This window comes from Afipia sp. GW822-FHT04G07, from assembly GCF_058800765.1.
The window spans coordinates 1,052,820-1,067,443 of sequence record NZ_JBXAMP010000001.1 but is presented as its reverse complement, the minus strand read 5'-3'; the positions used below and the strand labels follow the sequence as shown (position 1 = coordinate 1,067,443).

Genomic DNA, 14,624 nt, shown 5'->3' with positions numbered 1-14,624 from the left:
CCTAGCTGCCTGAGCGGGCTTTATCGAGCAGCGAGGGTTGCTGCATGATGTCGGCTTTGCCGCCGTTGCGCCGTTCGACGCCGATGTAGGCATTGTTGGTGTTGCGGCGCCGGTCCGGCCCGAAATAGTTCTTGGTCTTGATAAAGGGGCGCGGGTTGGCCACGACGTTGAGGATGCGCTGATAAAGCCCCTTGGCGGAGATCGGCTTTGCAAGAAATTCCGTCACGCCGGCGTCGCGCGCCACCATGACGCGGCGCTTCTCGGAATGACCGGTGAGCATGATGATCGGCGCGTAGGGATTGCCCGCGCCGTCGGGCTGGCGGATCATTTGCGCAAGCTCGAGTCCATCGAAGATCGGCATCGACCAGTCGCAAATGACGATGTCGGGAACGTAGTGGCTGTACATTTCAAGCGCGGTGGCGCCGTCTTCGGCCTCGTAGACTTCGCGCGCGCCGAACGAATGCAACAGCGTGCGGAGAATGCGCCGCATGTGCGCATTGTCGTCGCACACGAGAAACCGCAGCTTGTTGAAATCAATAATGATCATGCGCAGCCCGAGACGGCGCACCAAAAAAGGTACACCCGGCGTTAACTATATCGGGGCGCCGTTAACGAATAGTTATCCAAGCGGGCCAAGGGGTTAAAACCCGAACTGCTCGCTGAGAATGCGCTCTTCCAGGCTGTGGCCGGGGTCGAACAACATGCGGATCGAGATGGTCTTGTCCGCGATGACCTCGACCCGCCTCACGTCGCGGGCCTCGTCATGGTCGGCGACGGCCGCGACCGGGCGCTTGTCGCTTTCGAGCACCTCGAAAACGACGAAGGCGGTATTGGGCAGCAGCGCACCGCGCCAGCGGCGAGGGCGGAACGGGCTGATCGGCGTGAGCGCAAGGAGCGCTGCGTTGATCGGCAGGATCGGGCCTTGCGCCGACAGGTTGTAGGCGGTCGAACCGGCAGGCGTCGCCACCATGATGCCGTCCGAGATCAGTTCGGCCATACGTTCGTGTTCGTCGACCAGAATCCGCAGCCGCGCGGCCTGGTGGCTCTGCCGGAACAGCGAAACCTCGTTGATGGCGTGATGGATATGCACCGTGCCGTGGATGTCGGTCGCGCGCATCAGCAGCGGATTGATGACGGTCAGCTTCGCCGCCTCCAGCCGCTCGGCCAGTGCGTGCGGGCTGAACTCGTTCATCAGGAAGCCGACGGTGCCGCGATGCATGCCGTAGATCGGAATGCCGGAACGCATGTGCCGGTGCAGCGTTTGTAGCATCAGGCCGTCGCCGCCGAGGGCCACAACTACGTCGGCATCGTCAGCCGGCCGGTTGCCATACGTGGCCGTCAACTGGGCGAGGGCCTGCTGGGCCTCCGCGCTCGGACCTGCCACGAAAGCAATGCGCTCGTATTTCTTCGGCGTCGTCATCCCGGATCGGCCCAGCCCTGAAAAGCGCACGGCACGATGACATGACGCGCGCGGGCTTCGTCTATACGAGGTTTTCCGGTGTTGTCGAGGCGCGATCGCCTGCGCCAAACAGCCCCGCGCGGCCGGGGAGCCGACCCGCGGAGGCTTGAGCCGTCAATTAACCAAGGCGGCTAACCAAAACGGCGGCGCGGGTGTGTTGCCCGGTGCGCCGCCGGTTAGTCAGGTCAGTAGGATGTCTGGCCGCTGGTCAGTGCGGTGGCAAGCGACTGGTACTCGACGCTGTCGCGGCCCGCGAGCGTTTCGATTTTCGCGAGGTGATACTTCGCCTGTTCGCGGTTGCCTTGCTCGACCTGCCACAGGCCGTAATACTGCCAGGTGCGGACGTGGTTCGGATCGGCCTTCAACGCGCGCTCGTACCACGCACTCGCGAGTTCATAGTTGCCGAGCTTGCGGTAGGAGTACCCAATCAGATTGGCGACATCGGCCCGGTCGTCCTGACCCAGCGCCTTGAGCTGCGGAATCGCGGCGGCGTAGTCGTTGTTCTCATAGATCGTCGCGTAGGCGGCGCGATAGCCCTGAATGAAAGCAGGGTTCTCGATCGACGACTTCTTGTTGCCCTTCTTCTTATCCTTTGGAGGAGACGATTTGGTGTCGGAGGCAGGAGGGGGTGAGGGCGTATCCGAGCCCGCGGCCTGCACCTGCTGAAGTGCGGTCGCCGCGAGAAAAGCGGAAACAAGAAGGGCCAGTGAGGCTTGTCTCATGATCGAATTGTTCATTTCGGACTCCGCTAGTGGGCTAAACCGATACTATCAAACCTGTCCTATCCTGTCAGTTCGAACCCCCAAGTGGTTCGAACATTCCCGGCGGTCACGGCATGTTTTTCCAGCTACGGATGTTCCGGATGCGGGGTTTCAAGCGCCTGGGGCCAACGGCTGCAATGCTTTGGCACATGGCCAAAATGTCATCCAGATGAACGAAGGCCATCGGCCCGCTTCAGATTGAGTTCAGCGCGGCGATTTTAGGGTTGTTCGACGATCGGCGACCCGGCCATCCGACCGGCCCACCCGGCGATCGCATAACGACAGGAGAGACCCATGCTGAAGATCATTTCTGCCGCCCTTGTTGCGGGTTCAATGATTGTCGCGCCTGCCATGGCTGCCACCGTCATGAAGACCGAAACGGCGCCTGCCGCCAAGTCCGAAACCCTGAAGCCGTCGGTTGCGAACGCGAACGCGAAAGTGAAGGCGAAGAAGGTCAAGCATCACAAGGCGCACAAGAAGACCAGCGCTGTCGTGAGCAAGAAGCACATCTCGTCCACGGCGCCTGCGAAGCACATCGCCGTGCAGAAGAAGGGCTGATCCCCTTCTGACGTTTCGATATTTCCGTGGCCGCATTTGCATAGCCCCCGCATCCAGGCGGTTCTCGGAAATAAGAACGGCCCGCGCCCATCGTGAGATGAGCGCGGGCCGGGCTGTTTGGAGCAGCGCTTCTGCTTAAAACGTCATGCCGGCTTTCACCATGAAGGTCCGGCCGGGCAGGGGATAGATTGAGTAAGAACCGGGCGTGAACGCGCTGGCGATTGCGTAGTCGTAGTAATGGGTGTCCAGCAGGTTGATCACCGCTGCCGACCAGAAGAAGCGATCGATCTCGCCGCTCAGCTTGAGATCGATGGTGGCGTTGGCTCCGATGAAGCCTTCCTTGTTGGCCTGATCATTGTCGAGACGGCGGCTGCTCCAGAAGCGGGCTGTCATGTCGAGCACGGCGTATTTTTGCCAGACGTTCCACGAGAATCCGGCGCTCCCGGTCAGTCGCGACACCAGCGGAACATCCTTGCCGGTGAACTGTCCTTCCTCGAACACCGCGCGGGTGTAGGCGAAGCCGCCCTTGAGCCTGAAGGCTTCGTTGATCCGCAGCGACGCGCTGGTCTCGGAGCCGTAGCGATGCGTGGGATCGAGGTTGTAGTTGTAAAATGCGACCGGATTGAAATGGATCTCGTTCTTCAGGTGCATGTCGTAGATGCTGGTTTGAATATCCAGCGGGCCGCCGTGGATACGGATGCCGCCTTCGATGTCGTGAGACGTCTGGGTGTTGAGCTGGAAGTTCTGGGCAATCGGCGGGAACGGAAACGCGCTTCCGAACGCCGGGCCGGTTACGACGCGTTCGTCCACGTTGGGTGTGCGGAACGCCCTTGCAGCCCGTCCGAAGACAGCGAAGTTTTCGTTGAAGCGGTGTTCGAGGCCGATGTGCAGCGCGTGGTGGCTCTCTTCCTTGTCGAGCGGCGCGGCCTGAGCCAGCAGGCTTCCTGCCGGTGCGGTGGGATCGTAGGTGTCACGCGCTTTCAGGTTCAACTGCTGGATGCGTCCGCCATAGGAAAAGTCGGTGCTCGGCAGCAGGCCAAGCGTTTGCTGGAAGTATCCCGCGAGGGTCTGCTGGGAGAGATTGTAGACGTGGTTGGGTGGGTCCGAGATTGTGTAGCTGCGGTTCGATGCGTAACGCGAGTCATAGTAATCGACGCCGGTCAGGATGCTCGACGTGATGCTGCCGAATGTATTCTTCATGCTGAGGCGCGGCGTGATCGACCATGTCGTCAGATCTGAATCGACATAGGCAAAGGGGAAGCGATCCCCGGGAAACGACAACGCATAGTCCGGGTCGCCGAAAAAGCCGGATTGTTGCTTCTTGTTGCGGACACCGCCATCGACGATCAACTCTGCGCCGGCCCACAACGATTTCGTGAACCCGGTCGTGACGTTGACGCCCTGCTTTTTGCCGTAGTCATTCGGCGTCGATGTCGCACGCAGGTCGCCTGCTAGTTGATTAATGGGAGGGGGAGGCGGAAAGGTTTGATCTTTAAAGTACGTATTCGCGCGCGTACCCGGCAATCCAAGGCGCTGGTTGTCGCCAGACAGATTCAGGAACGCCGTGAATTCGGGCGTCGCGTAGCGAATCTCGCCGACGCCGTTCTGCTGGTTTAGTTTGTTGTTGACCCGGTATCCGTCGGAATGAACAACATTGCCGAACACGGCGGTCGACCACGGGCCGGAGTTCGTGCTGAACGATCCATTGACTTCGCGCTGGCCGTAAGACCCGACGCCGACTTCGGCGCGTGCGGACACCGGCTTGCCGATGCCGGCGCCGGTTTTTGTGATGATGTTGATGACGCCGCCGACGGCGTTGTCGCCATACAGCACCGCGCCTGAGTTGCCGCGCGTCACCTCGATCCGCTCGATCGACTGAACCGGAATAGTGGACAGATCGACGCTCTGCAGGTCGGCCTCGTTGAGACGCCGGCCGTTGATCAGAAAGAGCGTGTTCGAAGACGCAAATGCGCCGAACCCGCGAAGATCTACGGTCGAGCCGGTGCCGTTGACGGCGCCGAAAATGTTCGTGAGCTGGACGCCCGGTATCGTCGCCAGCACATCCTGGATCGTTTGGTTAGGAGCGCGCGCGATGTCCTCCGCCGTGATGACCGACGACGACGTGCCGACGATGCCGCCATACACGCGACTCGCGTCGACGTTGACCGGTGGTAGTTGGGAAGCGTTCTGCGCCAGAGCGGGGCTTACGAGCGCGGTGCCCGCAAGACACGCCACTGCAAACGAAACCCGCAGTTTCGTTGTTGGAAAATGATCAGAAAAAAGAGTCACGATGTTGCCCCGCCGATGATGTGATCGCGGAGGCGCGGTGAAAACGCGCGCAGGCATGACGATATCCGGCGAGCGGACGCTGCCGGACTTCACGTCGTGACTGAGGAAACGGGCCATCGGCCGAACCTCCGCAACAGTTACGTCACGTCACCGCTGCGGAAATGCCGCCCCTTCGCACGCCCCGTGCGACGGAAGGATGACCGGTACAGGCAGGTCTCCTGGCTCGCGGATCGTCGCCGTTGTCCGCCTTCCCAAGCCGGGCTGATCAGCCTTCGCTCAGTGGCATGTTGGACAACGGCTCACCGTTGACAGTTGCGGGGGCAGCTCCGGAATAGCCTTGAAGGATGCATTCGCCGAAAGAGCGGCGGGGCAACCTGCACGGCGCACCGAATTCCCTATTGGCCAGCTTGCGCTGGCACCTGTGCCGTGGTCCCAATCAAGCTGCGGTGACTTGCCTTGTCAATGCCGCAATGTCTAAGAAACCCAATGCGATACTCACGGCTGCGGACTTCATCCCGATGCGTTGCAAATTGGTGACATATGCGCGGCGCGCCGCGATCCTGCTGTTTGCGTTCGGCGTCGGCGGCTGCGCGTGGACCGGCGGCAATGACGGTCTGTCCTATACAGCCGATCGTGGCGTGGAGAACCAGCCATATCCTGCGAACTACCGGCCGGAGCTGCTCGCATTTCTTCGCACCTATCTGAACGACCCGCGCGGCGTGCGCGAGGCGAGCATCGCCGAGCCTGCGCAGAAGACGGTCGGCGGCCGTCTTCGCTACGTGGCCTGTGTGCGTTTCAACGCGCGTGGAACGGACGGTAGTTATGCCGGCGTGAAGCAACGCGGCGCGATGTATATCGACGGGCGTTTCGACCGCATGATCGAGGACGCCGCCGAACTTTGCGAGGGCGCGACCTACGCGCCGTTTCCGGAGATGGAAAAGCTGACGCGCTGAGCTCGCGCCGTTCCGCCGTCAGGAGAAATGCTGCACGATGGCCGCGAAGCCGCGCCGCCATGCGCGGTAGTTCTCCACATCGAGCGGGATCGGTTCTGCGGCGACCCTCACGATCACAAGTTCACTGATCGGGTCGATATAGATCCACTGGCCATGGATGCCGATGCAGCACAGCGTGTGCCGCTTGCGGTCGATCTGGTAGAACTTGCTGCGATAGGCCGCATCAGGAAACATCCCGGCGAATTCGCCGCGCGCCCATGCCGCCGGATCGCCGTTGTCATTGATGTCGTCGATCCACCAGCCCGGCACCACCTGCGTGCCGTTCGCCACGCCGCGCTGCCGGATCATTTCTCCGAACCGGGCGAGATCGCGGGGACCGGCGCAGATTCCGCCGGCGGCGCGCATCGCGCCTTCCGAATCCAACGTGACATAGGCGTCGGTTTCCGCGCCGAGCGGTTTCCAGAGATATTCACTGAGCAGGTCGGAGAGGGCGCGGCCGGCGGCACGCTCATAAACCCAGCCGAGCAGGTCGGTGTTGGTCGAAACGTAATGGAACGTGTCGCCGTGTTTCTTGCCGTCTGCTTTTTGAGTCGCGAGATATTCCCGCAGCGCCATGGTGCTCTGGCCCGGCTTGATGGCATCCCATCCGACCGCGCGGCGGTAACGGGCGACGTCGCCGTCCGGATCGACGTAATCCTCGGTGAACGCGATGCCCACCGACATGTCGAGCAGGTGGCGGACCGAACAGCCGCCATAAACCGAGGACGAGACTTCCGGCACGTAGTCGGTCACCGGCCGGTTCGGGTTGAGAAAGCCCTTGTCGGCGAGAATTCCGCCGAGCGCGCCGCAGATCGACTTGCTGACCGAGAACACGATGTGCGGCGTCCGCGCGTCCATTCCATTCGCATACCATTCGGCTGCGATCCGCCCGCGCCGGAGAACGACGAAGCCTTTGGTGCTGGTTGTGCGAAGCGCCTCGCGCAGCGTCGTGGCCTTGCCGCCGATCCCGTCGAATGCGACGTGACCGATTTCAACGGGCGAACTTTCCAGCGGAGCTGGATTTGCGGAGGCGGCGATGTCTGCCGTCGGCAGCAGCCGGCGAACGTTGTGGAAGCTCCAGTCGCTATAAGGCTGGGTGCGCCAGTTCGCGAGCGTCACCAGTTTGTCCCGCGCGGGCGGGAATTCGTTCATCAGGCTCTTTTCGAGTTTCTTGGCGGGAGATGAAGCGGACATGTGGGTCTCCGGAGGCCGGTCCTGGGGGTGGCCCGGTTCATTGTTGTTCTTGGGCTTAGCCGTCCGACGACCGGAGCCCTTTGCAGCCGTATTGTGCGGTTTAATCGGCGCAAGACAACACTGCGCCGCACAACACCGGTGCCCGGGCGCGGGGAGGGAGAGAGAATCGGACTCGAAAAGGCAAAACTGGCAAGGGGACTCACGAAAAACAATGCGCGAGACTCTTTGCCGGAGTCGGCGTTGAAATTACCGCATGACAAAGATGATTCTCAGAATGGTCCCCACTGAGTACTTCGCCGTCGATACGGTGCTGGTCCTGACCCTGACGGTCGCGGCTGGGCTCAATGCGTGGTGCCTGAGCGCCTATCTCTAAGGCGACGAATTCCGGCGGCCTGTCTGTGATGGCGCGCAAGAGGGAGCGGCCGAATCCAGTTCGTTGAACTGAATCCGGCCGTATGTCTTTAGACGTCAGACAGCATCACGCTGCCTTTGTCATTTGGCATCCGAATATTTGAACGCAGGAAGGGCCTTCAACTGCTCCTTCGTACCGCTCATCATTGCGTGGTCGGGATACCAGTTATCCCTGGCGGCACTGGCCGCTCCGCTGCCCGCCGCGCCCGTTGTTGTCGACGGCCTTGCGGTGGTTGACGACGAAGCCGGCGCGCCGGGGGGCGTTGTGCGATCGGCTGAGGCCGCCCGAACAGGCTCGTTGACCCATTTCAGTTTGTCGAATGATACCGCGATGTCGTGCTGGCCTACGCCGAGGAAGCCGCCGACGCCGATGATCACGGCGTTGATCTTGCCGCTCTTGTCGACCAGGACTTCGCTGATATCGCCGAGCTTCTCGTTGGAGTCGTTGTAGACCGCAAGGCCGACGAGCTTCGAAGCGCGCCAGTTGTCCTTGAGGCTGATCGCATTCATCGCTGACGATGACGCGGCCGGCGGTGAAGCAGCGGTGTCAGGAGATGCGGGAGTTGTTGCCGTTTGTGCGAAAGCTGCACCGCCGATCAATGCGGTTCCAAGTACAGCCGTCGCCATATATTTCGCAATCATTGGATTCTCCTTTCAACAAATCGATTGAAACGGAAGAACCCAAACCGCTTGCTTATGTTCCGGGAACAATTGTTATTCGTGCGCGTCAATTTAGCAGGTGAAGCGGTATCTTTTCGGACCGCAACGGAACCTCGCCGGTTTCGATGGCGGCGTGCAGATTGTGCAATTGCGCTTCAAGATATTCGTTGGCGGCCAAGAGGGCCATCAACGCGCCTCGCGTGTCACCGCCGCACTGGGCGATAACGTCATCCAGTGCATTTTCATAGCGGTCGTCATGTCGCTTTACCAAAGTCATGATCGCCTCATCCGATTTGACTGAATCGCTGGTATACCTGCGTCAGTAACGGTGACGAGACCGTGACCGTTCCAAGGCGAAGCGGCTTTTCCACGCAATTCACAGGGCATTTCGCTGTTCGGGGCAAGTGGCCGCGAAAATTTTCCGCGCCCGGCGCCGCGCTATTTGGCGAGCTGCTCGGTCGACCAGATGTCGAAAACACCGAGGTTGTAAAGGAAGGCGAGAACCGCGATCACGCCGACCGCAGCGATCATGTATTTGTGGTGCGCGCGAAATCCGCCACTCTCGCTCATCGGAAATCTCCGTTGTGCACCGACGCGATGCCCATGTTCTTGCTGTTAAGGACATTGGTGACGCAAAATACGCGGCGGCGCAAATCGGAAAAACCGGCCGCGTATTTGGAACATCGCGCATTGTTGACGGCTAGTAGGTGAAACGAAACAGGGTAAGAACAATTGATGCGGAAATTGACAGCAAGTTCGGCTGCGTCGGCTTTGGTCGTGGCGACTGGTTTTGTGTCGGCGCAGACGGCGCAGCAGAACCCATCCGATCCGGGAATGACCAATGCGCCTCAGGCTGGAACCAGCGGAACGAATCCCTCCGATCCGAAGAGCATCAACAAGGCCGGCGCGACCAGCGGTGCTGCCATGACGGCATGAAAAAGGATGGCGTGGCGAAAGACGGAATGAAGAAGTAATTTCGCTCGGGCTGCCGATAAAATTGCCGCGCTGCCCTAATTGGGTGGGCGGCAATTTTCTTGGGCGGCTGCCGGGACCTGGCCCCGGCGGCTGTCTGCGGTCTTGTCCCGGCGCGGCGGCGCTGATAGCTGTTCCCCCGTGCCGGTTTAGCTCAGCGGTAGAGCAGCGGTTTTGTAAACCGAAGGTCGGGAGTTCAATCCTCTCAACCGGCACCACACACTGGCCATTTCGCCCGCGGTCAGGCCTTCACATTCCGCGCCGACCACATGTTGAAAATGGCTTCGCCCATTTCGGACGACACGGTTCGGGCCAGGCCCGCCTTGTCGGTCGAAGCCTCGGCGGCCTTCTCCAGCACCAGGACGTTCGCGATGCAAAGCGCATTGGCCGCATGAGCGGGGTACGGGAGCTTTGTGAGAAGCGCGAATATGTCTCCGGCGGTCGTCTGGATGGCCTTGAGCTCGGCTTCGCTCGGCTGCCCTGCACTCATTTTCGATTTCCTTATCGGTATGCGACGTCATGTCTGCGCCGGTCTTTTACATGAGCATGGCAAATCACCCAACCGGCGTCATGCCGCGGTTCTGAGGGCCGGACGGGATCGTCCGTTAACCTTCAACTTTCCAAAACCTTATTGAAATTCCTCACAATTGAACGGCGTCTGATGCTTACGCGTTAGGCTTACCTGACGATTGGAGCGGCCCTTTAACACCTGCAAGTGCGGGCTGGATTAGGGTGGCGCCTCAATCGAAGGCTCGTTTCATGCGCACTATCATCGCACTGACCCTGTTGATCGGAACCTCGGCGGCGGCGTTGGCCGACACCGGGCCACTGATCGTGATTCCCGGCCGCGCCGGCGTTCCCGTCATGATCAACGGGCGCGACGCGTCTTACGCCATCGTTGAAGGCGAGTGGGGTCTGGCCAAGCATTTCAAGAATGCCGATCGCGTTTATGGCGGCTGGGACCGCTACATCGGCCGCGAAGTCGGTCACTACTATCCGACCGCCGGACGCACACCGGGCTATGGCCGTCTTGAGATCGAGCAGCCTCGCCGCGTGTCGGAGCCGGCGGAGAGTTACCACCGTTCGTGGTCCGCGCAGTCCGCACCGCCGGCGCCGCAGCCGCACTACGACATCCCCGACAATCCGGTGGTTATCGAAGCGCCGCGGCCGCGCCCCAGCTATCGGCCAAATGGTTTCCGGCCCGATCTGAAATAACAGACAACCAAACAAAAAAGAGTCCAACAGGAGAGAGTAATGCGTCAGACGATTGCAGGATTGATTGCGGGAGCGGCGTTTGCCGCGACGATGGCGACGGCACCCGCGCAGGCGTGTGCGGTGATCGACCCGTGCGGCGGTGGTTACCGTTACAGCGGCTATGGCTATCAGGGTTATGGCTATCAGGGTTATGACTATGGTTACGGAGTGCGCGAGCGTCTGCCGGATCCGGCAGGTCCGCAGTACTACTGGGTCAACCAGGGCCCGACCTTCACCGGACCGGGCAACTACGCGCCGGTGCCGACCTATCAGGAACGTGCGGTGATCGGTTCTCGCTATTACGGCAGGCCCTATCGCTACGGCTATGACGGCGGCCCTTACGGCAACGCGACCAGCCACTATTACGATGGCGCGCCGGACGTGCAGGGACCGGCGGTCTACAGCTATCGCTTCCACCGCCGCCATCATTATCGCGGCTACCGCTCCCATTACCGTCCGTATCGCGCCACGTCGCGGTACTACGCGCGTCCAAGCTATCGTTATGGACACGCTGTCCGTTCCGGTTACGCGCCGCGCTTCTATGCTCCGGGCCGTTCGATGTCGTATGGTCCGCGCGTGACCCGCAGTAACCCGCATTTCATGAACCCGCGCGGTGCTCGCCCCGGCCACAACAAGCCGCACACTTACAAGTTCTGAGTTCGACTTAAACGTCGAGACAACAACGCCCGCCTGCATCGTGCAGGCGGGCGGTTTGTTTGATCCCGTTGAAACGTCAGCCCATCAGGCCGAGACGGCTCGCACCGATATAGAGCGCCAGCGCGGCAGCGTTCGAGACGTTGAGGCTCTTGATCGCGCCGGGCATGTCCATGCGCGCGACAAGGCCGCAGGTTTCACGCGTCAACTGGCGCAGCCCTTTGCCTTCCGCCCCGAGCACCAGCGCCAACGGCGCGTGCAACGGCACCGCGCTGAGATTGTGCTGGCCTTCGCTGTCGAGGCCCACCGTCAGAAATCCCGCGTCGTTCATCTCGCCGAGCGCGCGGTGCAGGTTCGGAACTTCGACAATCGGCACAAGCTCGAGGGCGCCGGAGGCGGATTTCGCCAGCACGCCCGTTGCTTCCGGACTGTGCCGCCCGGTGGTGACGATCGCCTTGACGCCGAAGGCTGCGGCCGAGCGCAGGATCGCACCGACATTGTGCGGATCGGTGATCTGGTCGAGCACCAGCACGATGCCGTCCTGCGGCAGTTCATCGAGATGCAGGCCGGGCAGGGGATCCGCTTCGACGAGCAGACCCTGATGCACGGCATCCGGACCGAGGCGGCGGTCGATGTCGCCCGGATGCACCAGTTCCGGCGGCACGCGGGTGTCGATTTTCTCTTCGGTCAGCCGGCGGACGACGTTCTCGGTGGCGAACAGCTTGCGGATACGGCGCTCGGGATTGGCCAGCGCCATGACGACGGTGTGCCAGCCATAAAGGACGACCGGGCCGTCGCCCTTTCCGTGCCCCTTCGAGGCTCCTTTGGCATCGCGGTCGCGCCAGGAGGGACGCCCGCCCTGCGGTTTCCCTTGCCCGCCCTGATGGCTTCCCTGACGTTCGCGGTCACGGTCGCCGCCGCGTCCGCCTGTTTTCGGACCCTTGAAGCGTGATTTTCGATCTCGATCGCTCATGGGGCCTTGTCCCACGGCGCTGAAATAATGGCAATTTCAGGCTTCGGGCAGCGCGGATGGAAATGTCACAATTATCACTGCCTTGGTTGACTTTACCCCGCCGCTTCGCCCATAAACGCGCCGACCGGGCGCCCGTTCACGGGCACGCTTTTTACCGTCATCCATGGCCATTCAGCCACCCCCGTTCGGGTGGATGAGGGTGTCGATGGCGTCAAGCGGGGGAGTGTCCCGAGTGGCAAAGGGAGCTGACTGTAAATCAGCCGCCGTATGGCTTCGAAGGTTCGAGTCCTTCTTCCCCCACCATATTAAATCGCCCGGAAGCCACTTCCGGGCGATTTTTGTTTGGGGCAGTGGACGATGCCCGGCCGCAAATGTGTAGACTTCGATTCGGGGGAATTCCCGCACGAGGTCGAATCGATGAGATCGCTGGGTCTGGGGCTTGTCCGTCTGTCTCTGGGCTTCTGGTACGGACTGCGCGATCCCGAGTTTCAGGCGATCGTTTTTCTGCTGCTGATGTCGCTGCTGACCGGTTCGATTTTCTATCACGCCGTCGAAGGCTGGTCGTGGCTGGATTCGGCTTACTTCAGCGTGGTGGCTCTCACCACCGTGGGCGATGCCACGCTCGGGCCGACGACGGGACTGTCCAAGATATTCACGATGGGATTTTCGCTGTTCGGAATCGGCCTTGTGCTGGCGTTTCTGTCACGCCTTGGATCGTACCGGGAGCGTGGGGAGCGCGACCGCTAACGACCACGCCCTCGAATCCCGAACGCTGCTCAGTACTCGCGATAAACCCGGCGGCCTCGCCGCTGCGGCCTTTCGGCGAAGGCGTAGAAGGGATTGACTTGGCAGTAGGCCCGTATGCCCGATGCGCTCGCCATGCACTGCGCATAGGTATCGTAATAGCAGGTGCCGGGACCGGACGACCGCCAGCCGCCTTCGACCATGCAGTAGCGATAGGTCCTCGCTTCGGCAGATCCGACGCCGAGGAGCGCGACGCCTGAGAGGGCCAGTGCGGCCAAAATTGCATTGCGCATCACAGATTCTCCCAGTTCGAGGGGGTTACAGCAAAAACCGCCAGTCCGGCATATGGTTCCGGCCGCCTTCTGGCGCAAATCGTAATTGTTGAGACCTCGGAGCGGCCATGCTAGTGCTCGCCGCGCCGCGGGTGTAGCTCAATGGTAGAGCAGCAGCCTTCCAAGCTGAATACGAGGGTTCGATTCCCTTCACCCGCTCCAAAACACGCAGCACGCCTCACGAATCGTCGAGCTTGTTGAGATCGCGCACCGACTGCATGATCGGCTCGAAATTCGACCGCGCATCCAGCGCATCGAACAGTTGCGCCGTGTCCGACAGCAGCGCATGCGAGCGCTGGATTGCGATTTTCACGTCGTCTTGAGGCGTATCCGACAGCCGGCCATGCCCGGACAGAAGGATTTTTGAGTTCAGTCCGCGCAGCCGCTCCAGCGATTGAATGTAGTCGCTGATGCTTCCAGACCCGAACACGCCGCCCATCACACCTCCGGGCATCAGCGTGTCAGCGGCGAACAGCAATCCCTTGTCCTGCTCGAACAGACTGATGCACGCCGAGGTATGACCGGGCGTGTACATCACGTTCAGCTTGAAGTTGCCGAGATCGATCAGGTTGCCTTCTTCAAGCCAGATGTCGATGTCGATCGGAACGTCAGGCTCGTTGAACATCTTGCGCAGCATCGAGAAGTCATCGCGCAGCATGATTTTGTTCGCGGCCAGACGGTGGGCCGCGATGATCGTTCTGCCGCCGAAATGGAACGCCGCGCCGATATGGTCGAGATGCTCATGGCTGAGCACGACCATGTCGATGTCGGGAGGTTCGACGCCGGCATGCCGCAGGCATTCTTGCAACTGCGGAAAATTCGAGGACAGGCCGACATCGATCAGGATCGTCCGCTTGCTGCCTCGGACCAGATAGGCGTTGGCGGCGCGGTTCTTGAACCGGATCTGATAGACATCCTCGGCGGCTTGTATCAGCGAGCAGACATCGTTGTTGAGAAGGATCGGAAAAGGAGATGGCTTGCGCTCGCTCATGGCGCTGCGGTCCTGAAGTTGACCGCGTTCGACGCGCGCAACCGTTTGCTGAGCGCGTCCATGATCATCAGCGCGAAAGCCGGCTGCTGACTGACGAGATACACGAAGCGGGCGTGATTGATGCGCATCACCCGCGTGCCAGCCTCTGCCGCGATCGCCGTCGCCGAACGCACCGAGCCGTCGATGACGGCCATCTCGCCGAAGAACTCGCCCTTGCCGAGGGTGACAAGCAGCGTCCTGTCCGCTCCCGCATTCCTGACGATGTCGACTTTGCCGCTCAGCACCACGAACAATTCGCGGCCAGCCGATCCCTCCTCGAAAACGACCTCCGAGGCGTCGTATTCGTCGATGCACTTTTCGATTGTCATGAGCACCCAGCC

General features: G+C 61.1%; 19 protein-coding genes, 3 tRNA genes and 1 riboswitch. Of the genes, 9 read left to right on the top strand and 13 right to left on the bottom strand.

Annotation, left to right across the window (positions count from 1 at the left end; all coding sequences use genetic code 11):
• Position 1 precedes the first annotated feature (1 nt).
• From AC1RKJ_RS05335 to AC1RKJ_RS05325, 3 genes are all read right to left on the bottom strand, one after another.
• Positions 2-547, bottom strand: a complete 546-nt coding sequence (locus tag AC1RKJ_RS05335) for a response regulator (RefSeq protein WP_492790036.1) — start codon at positions 545-547, stop codon at positions 2-4.
• Positions 548-640: 93 nt separating this feature from the next.
• The gene (locus tag AC1RKJ_RS05330; protein ID WP_492792650.1) at positions 641-1,420 is read right to left on the bottom strand and encodes an NAD kinase; all 780 of its coding nucleotides are present in this window, start codon (positions 1,418-1,420) and stop codon (positions 641-643) included.
• 224 nt (positions 1,421-1,644) lie between these two features.
• On the bottom strand, positions 1,645-2,196 hold the full coding sequence (locus tag AC1RKJ_RS05325; protein ID WP_492790035.1) for a tetratricopeptide repeat protein: 552 nt from the start codon (positions 2,194-2,196) through the stop codon (positions 1,645-1,647).
• A gap of 318 nt (positions 2,197-2,514) precedes the next feature.
• Between AC1RKJ_RS05325 and AC1RKJ_RS05320 the strand changes: the two genes are divergently transcribed.
• Entirely contained in the window at positions 2,515-2,778 is a 264-nt protein-coding gene (locus tag AC1RKJ_RS05320; protein WP_492790034.1) for a His-rich protein BRANT, read from the top strand.
• Between the two features lie 135 nt (positions 2,779-2,913).
• Here AC1RKJ_RS05320 and AC1RKJ_RS05315 read toward each other — a convergent pair whose 3' ends face one another.
• Positions 2,914-5,184 carry a TonB-dependent receptor gene (locus AC1RKJ_RS05315; protein WP_492790033.1) on the bottom strand — a complete coding sequence of 757 codons (2,271 nt, stop codon included), beginning with the start codon at positions 5,182-5,184 and terminating at the stop codon, positions 2,914-2,916.
• A 74-nt stretch (positions 5,185-5,258) separates the two neighbouring features.
• A riboswitch (cobalamin riboswitch) is annotated at positions 5,259-5,505 on the bottom strand.
• Positions 5,506-5,585: 80 nt separating this feature from the next.
• Here AC1RKJ_RS05315 and AC1RKJ_RS05310 point away from each other — a divergent pair.
• Entirely contained in the window at positions 5,586-6,020 is a 435-nt protein-coding gene (locus AC1RKJ_RS05310) for a hypothetical protein (protein WP_492790032.1), read from the top strand.
• A gap of 18 nt (positions 6,021-6,038) precedes the next feature.
• Here the strand turns inward: AC1RKJ_RS05310 and AC1RKJ_RS05305 are convergent, their stop codons facing one another.
• The 4 genes from AC1RKJ_RS05305 to AC1RKJ_RS05290 form a co-directional block, all read right to left on the bottom strand.
• Complete coding sequence (locus tag AC1RKJ_RS05305; RefSeq protein WP_492790031.1) at positions 6,039-7,253, bottom strand: serine hydrolase domain-containing protein; 1,215 nt, start codon at positions 7,251-7,253, stop codon at positions 6,039-6,041.
• A gap of 492 nt (positions 7,254-7,745) precedes the next feature.
• Positions 7,746-8,306 (bottom strand): PRC-barrel domain-containing protein, encoded by a 561-nt coding sequence (locus AC1RKJ_RS05300; protein ID WP_492790030.1) that lies wholly within the window; start codon positions 8,304-8,306, stop codon positions 7,746-7,748.
• A gap of 85 nt (positions 8,307-8,391) precedes the next feature.
• Positions 8,392-8,601, bottom strand: coding sequence for a hypothetical protein (locus tag AC1RKJ_RS05295; RefSeq protein WP_492790029.1), 210 nt, complete (start codon positions 8,599-8,601; stop codon positions 8,392-8,394).
• Between the two features lie 161 nt (positions 8,602-8,762).
• Positions 8,763-8,894, bottom strand: a complete 132-nt coding sequence (locus tag AC1RKJ_RS05290) for a hypothetical protein (RefSeq protein WP_492790028.1) — start codon at positions 8,892-8,894, stop codon at positions 8,763-8,765.
• 165 nt (positions 8,895-9,059) lie between these two features.
• Here AC1RKJ_RS05290 and AC1RKJ_RS05285 point away from each other — a divergent pair, with 165 nt between their 5' ends.
• Positions 9,060-9,260, top strand: a complete 201-nt coding sequence (locus AC1RKJ_RS05285; RefSeq protein WP_492790027.1) for a hypothetical protein — start codon at positions 9,060-9,062, stop codon at positions 9,258-9,260.
• A gap of 179 nt (positions 9,261-9,439) precedes the next feature.
• Positions 9,440-9,514, top strand: a tRNA-Thr gene (locus AC1RKJ_RS05280).
• Between the two features lie 23 nt (positions 9,515-9,537).
• On the opposite strand, the gene AC1RKJ_RS05275 is transcribed toward AC1RKJ_RS05280, so the two are convergent.
• The gene (locus AC1RKJ_RS05275; RefSeq protein WP_492790026.1) at positions 9,538-9,786 is read right to left on the bottom strand and encodes a hypothetical protein; all 249 of its coding nucleotides are present in this window, start codon (positions 9,784-9,786) and stop codon (positions 9,538-9,540) included.
• Positions 9,787-10,055: 269 nt separating this feature from the next.
• On the opposite strand from AC1RKJ_RS05275, the gene AC1RKJ_RS05270 reads away from it, so the two are divergent.
• Positions 10,056-10,511, top strand: a complete 456-nt coding sequence (locus tag AC1RKJ_RS05270; protein WP_492790025.1) for a hypothetical protein — start codon at positions 10,056-10,058, stop codon at positions 10,509-10,511.
• Between the two features lie 39 nt (positions 10,512-10,550).
• The gene (locus tag AC1RKJ_RS05265) at positions 10,551-11,207 is read left to right on the top strand and encodes a hypothetical protein (protein WP_492790024.1); all 657 of its coding nucleotides are present in this window, start codon (positions 10,551-10,553) and stop codon (positions 11,205-11,207) included.
• 76 nt (positions 11,208-11,283) lie between these two features.
• On the opposite strand, the gene AC1RKJ_RS05260 is transcribed toward AC1RKJ_RS05265, so the two are convergent.
• Positions 11,284-12,177: a TrmH family RNA methyltransferase gene (locus tag AC1RKJ_RS05260; RefSeq protein WP_492790023.1), complete on the bottom strand. Its 894-nt coding sequence runs from the start codon at positions 12,175-12,177 to the stop codon at positions 11,284-11,286.
• A 217-nt stretch (positions 12,178-12,394) separates the two neighbouring features.
• Here AC1RKJ_RS05260 and AC1RKJ_RS05255 point away from each other — a divergent pair.
• Positions 12,395-12,480, top strand: a tRNA-Tyr gene (locus AC1RKJ_RS05255).
• 114 nt (positions 12,481-12,594) lie between these two features.
• Positions 12,595-12,924 carry a potassium channel family protein gene (locus AC1RKJ_RS05250; protein ID WP_492790022.1) on the top strand — a complete coding sequence of 110 codons (330 nt, stop codon included), beginning with the start codon at positions 12,595-12,597 and terminating at the stop codon, positions 12,922-12,924.
• A gap of 29 nt (positions 12,925-12,953) precedes the next feature.
• On the opposite strand, the gene AC1RKJ_RS05245 is transcribed toward AC1RKJ_RS05250, so the two are convergent.
• Positions 12,954-13,214 carry a DUF3551 domain-containing protein gene (locus AC1RKJ_RS05245; RefSeq protein WP_492790021.1) on the bottom strand — a complete coding sequence of 87 codons (261 nt, stop codon included), beginning with the start codon at positions 13,212-13,214 and terminating at the stop codon, positions 12,954-12,956.
• Positions 13,215-13,341: 127 nt separating this feature from the next.
• Here AC1RKJ_RS05245 and AC1RKJ_RS05240 point away from each other — a divergent pair.
• Positions 13,342-13,415, top strand: a tRNA-Gly gene (locus AC1RKJ_RS05240).
• A gap of 16 nt (positions 13,416-13,431) precedes the next feature.
• Here the strand turns inward: AC1RKJ_RS05240 and AC1RKJ_RS05235 are convergent.
• On the bottom strand, positions 13,432-14,244 hold the full coding sequence (locus tag AC1RKJ_RS05235; RefSeq protein ID WP_492790020.1) for an MBL fold metallo-hydrolase: 813 nt from the start codon (positions 14,242-14,244) through the stop codon (positions 13,432-13,434).
• Positions 14,241-14,612 (bottom strand): cyclic nucleotide-binding domain-containing protein, encoded by a 372-nt coding sequence (locus tag AC1RKJ_RS05230; RefSeq protein WP_492790019.1) that lies wholly within the window; start codon positions 14,610-14,612, stop codon positions 14,241-14,243. Before AC1RKJ_RS05230 ends, AC1RKJ_RS05235 begins: the two co-directional genes overlap by 4 nt.
• Between the last annotated feature and the right edge of the window lie 12 nt (positions 14,613-14,624).

Bases quoted from the DNA above. Each gene is read 5' to 3' on its own strand.
- AC1RKJ_RS05300 (WP_492790030.1), bottom strand. From the start codon at position 8,306: ATGATTGCGAAATATATGGCGACGGCTGTACTTGGAACCGCATTGATC.
- AC1RKJ_RS05235 (WP_492790020.1), bottom strand. From the start codon at position 14,244: ATGAGCGAGCGCAAGCCATCTCCTTTTCCGATCCTTCTCAACAACGAT.
- AC1RKJ_RS05325 (WP_492790035.1), bottom strand. From the start codon at position 2,196: ATGAACAATTCGATCATGAGACAAGCCTCACTGGCCCTTCTTGTTTCC.
- AC1RKJ_RS05260 (WP_492790023.1), bottom strand. From the start codon at position 12,177: ATGAGCGATCGAGATCGAAAATCACGCTTCAAGGGTCCGAAAACAGGC.
- AC1RKJ_RS05265 (WP_492790024.1), top strand. From the start codon at position 10,551: ATGCGTCAGACGATTGCAGGATTGATTGCGGGAGCGGCGTTTGCCGCG.
- AC1RKJ_RS05305 (WP_492790031.1), bottom strand. From the start codon at position 7,253: ATGTCCGCTTCATCTCCCGCCAAGAAACTCGAAAAGAGCCTGATGAAC.
- AC1RKJ_RS05290 (WP_492790028.1), bottom strand. From the start codon at position 8,894: ATGAGCGAGAGTGGCGGATTTCGCGCGCACCACAAATACATGATCGCT.
- AC1RKJ_RS05275 (WP_492790026.1), bottom strand. From the start codon at position 9,786: ATGAGTGCAGGGCAGCCGAGCGAAGCCGAGCTCAAGGCCATCCAGACG.
- AC1RKJ_RS05335 (WP_492790036.1), bottom strand. From the start codon at position 547: ATGATCATTATTGATTTCAACAAGCTGCGGTTTCTCGTGTGCGACGAC.
- AC1RKJ_RS05315 (WP_492790033.1), bottom strand. From the start codon at position 5,184: ATGGCCCGTTTCCTCAGTCACGACGTGAAGTCCGGCAGCGTCCGCTCG.
- AC1RKJ_RS05330 (WP_492792650.1), bottom strand. From the start codon at position 1,420: ATGACGACGCCGAAGAAATACGAGCGCATTGCTTTCGTGGCAGGTCCG.
- AC1RKJ_RS05270 (WP_492790025.1), top strand. From the start codon at position 10,056: ATGCGCACTATCATCGCACTGACCCTGTTGATCGGAACCTCGGCGGCG.
- AC1RKJ_RS05230 (WP_492790019.1), bottom strand. From the start codon at position 14,612: ATGACAATCGAAAAGTGCATCGACGAATACGACGCCTCGGAGGTCGTT.
- AC1RKJ_RS05295 (WP_492790029.1), bottom strand. From the start codon at position 8,601: ATGACTTTGGTAAAGCGACATGACGACCGCTATGAAAATGCACTGGAT.
- AC1RKJ_RS05320 (WP_492790034.1), top strand. From the start codon at position 2,515: ATGCTGAAGATCATTTCTGCCGCCCTTGTTGCGGGTTCAATGATTGTC.
- AC1RKJ_RS05245 (WP_492790021.1), bottom strand. From the start codon at position 13,214: ATGCGCAATGCAATTTTGGCCGCACTGGCCCTCTCAGGCGTCGCGCTC.
- AC1RKJ_RS05310 (WP_492790032.1), top strand. From the start codon at position 5,586: ATGCGTTGCAAATTGGTGACATATGCGCGGCGCGCCGCGATCCTGCTG.
- AC1RKJ_RS05285 (WP_492790027.1), top strand. From the start codon at position 9,060: ATGCGGAAATTGACAGCAAGTTCGGCTGCGTCGGCTTTGGTCGTGGCG.
- AC1RKJ_RS05250 (WP_492790022.1), top strand. From the start codon at position 12,595: ATGAGATCGCTGGGTCTGGGGCTTGTCCGTCTGTCTCTGGGCTTCTGG.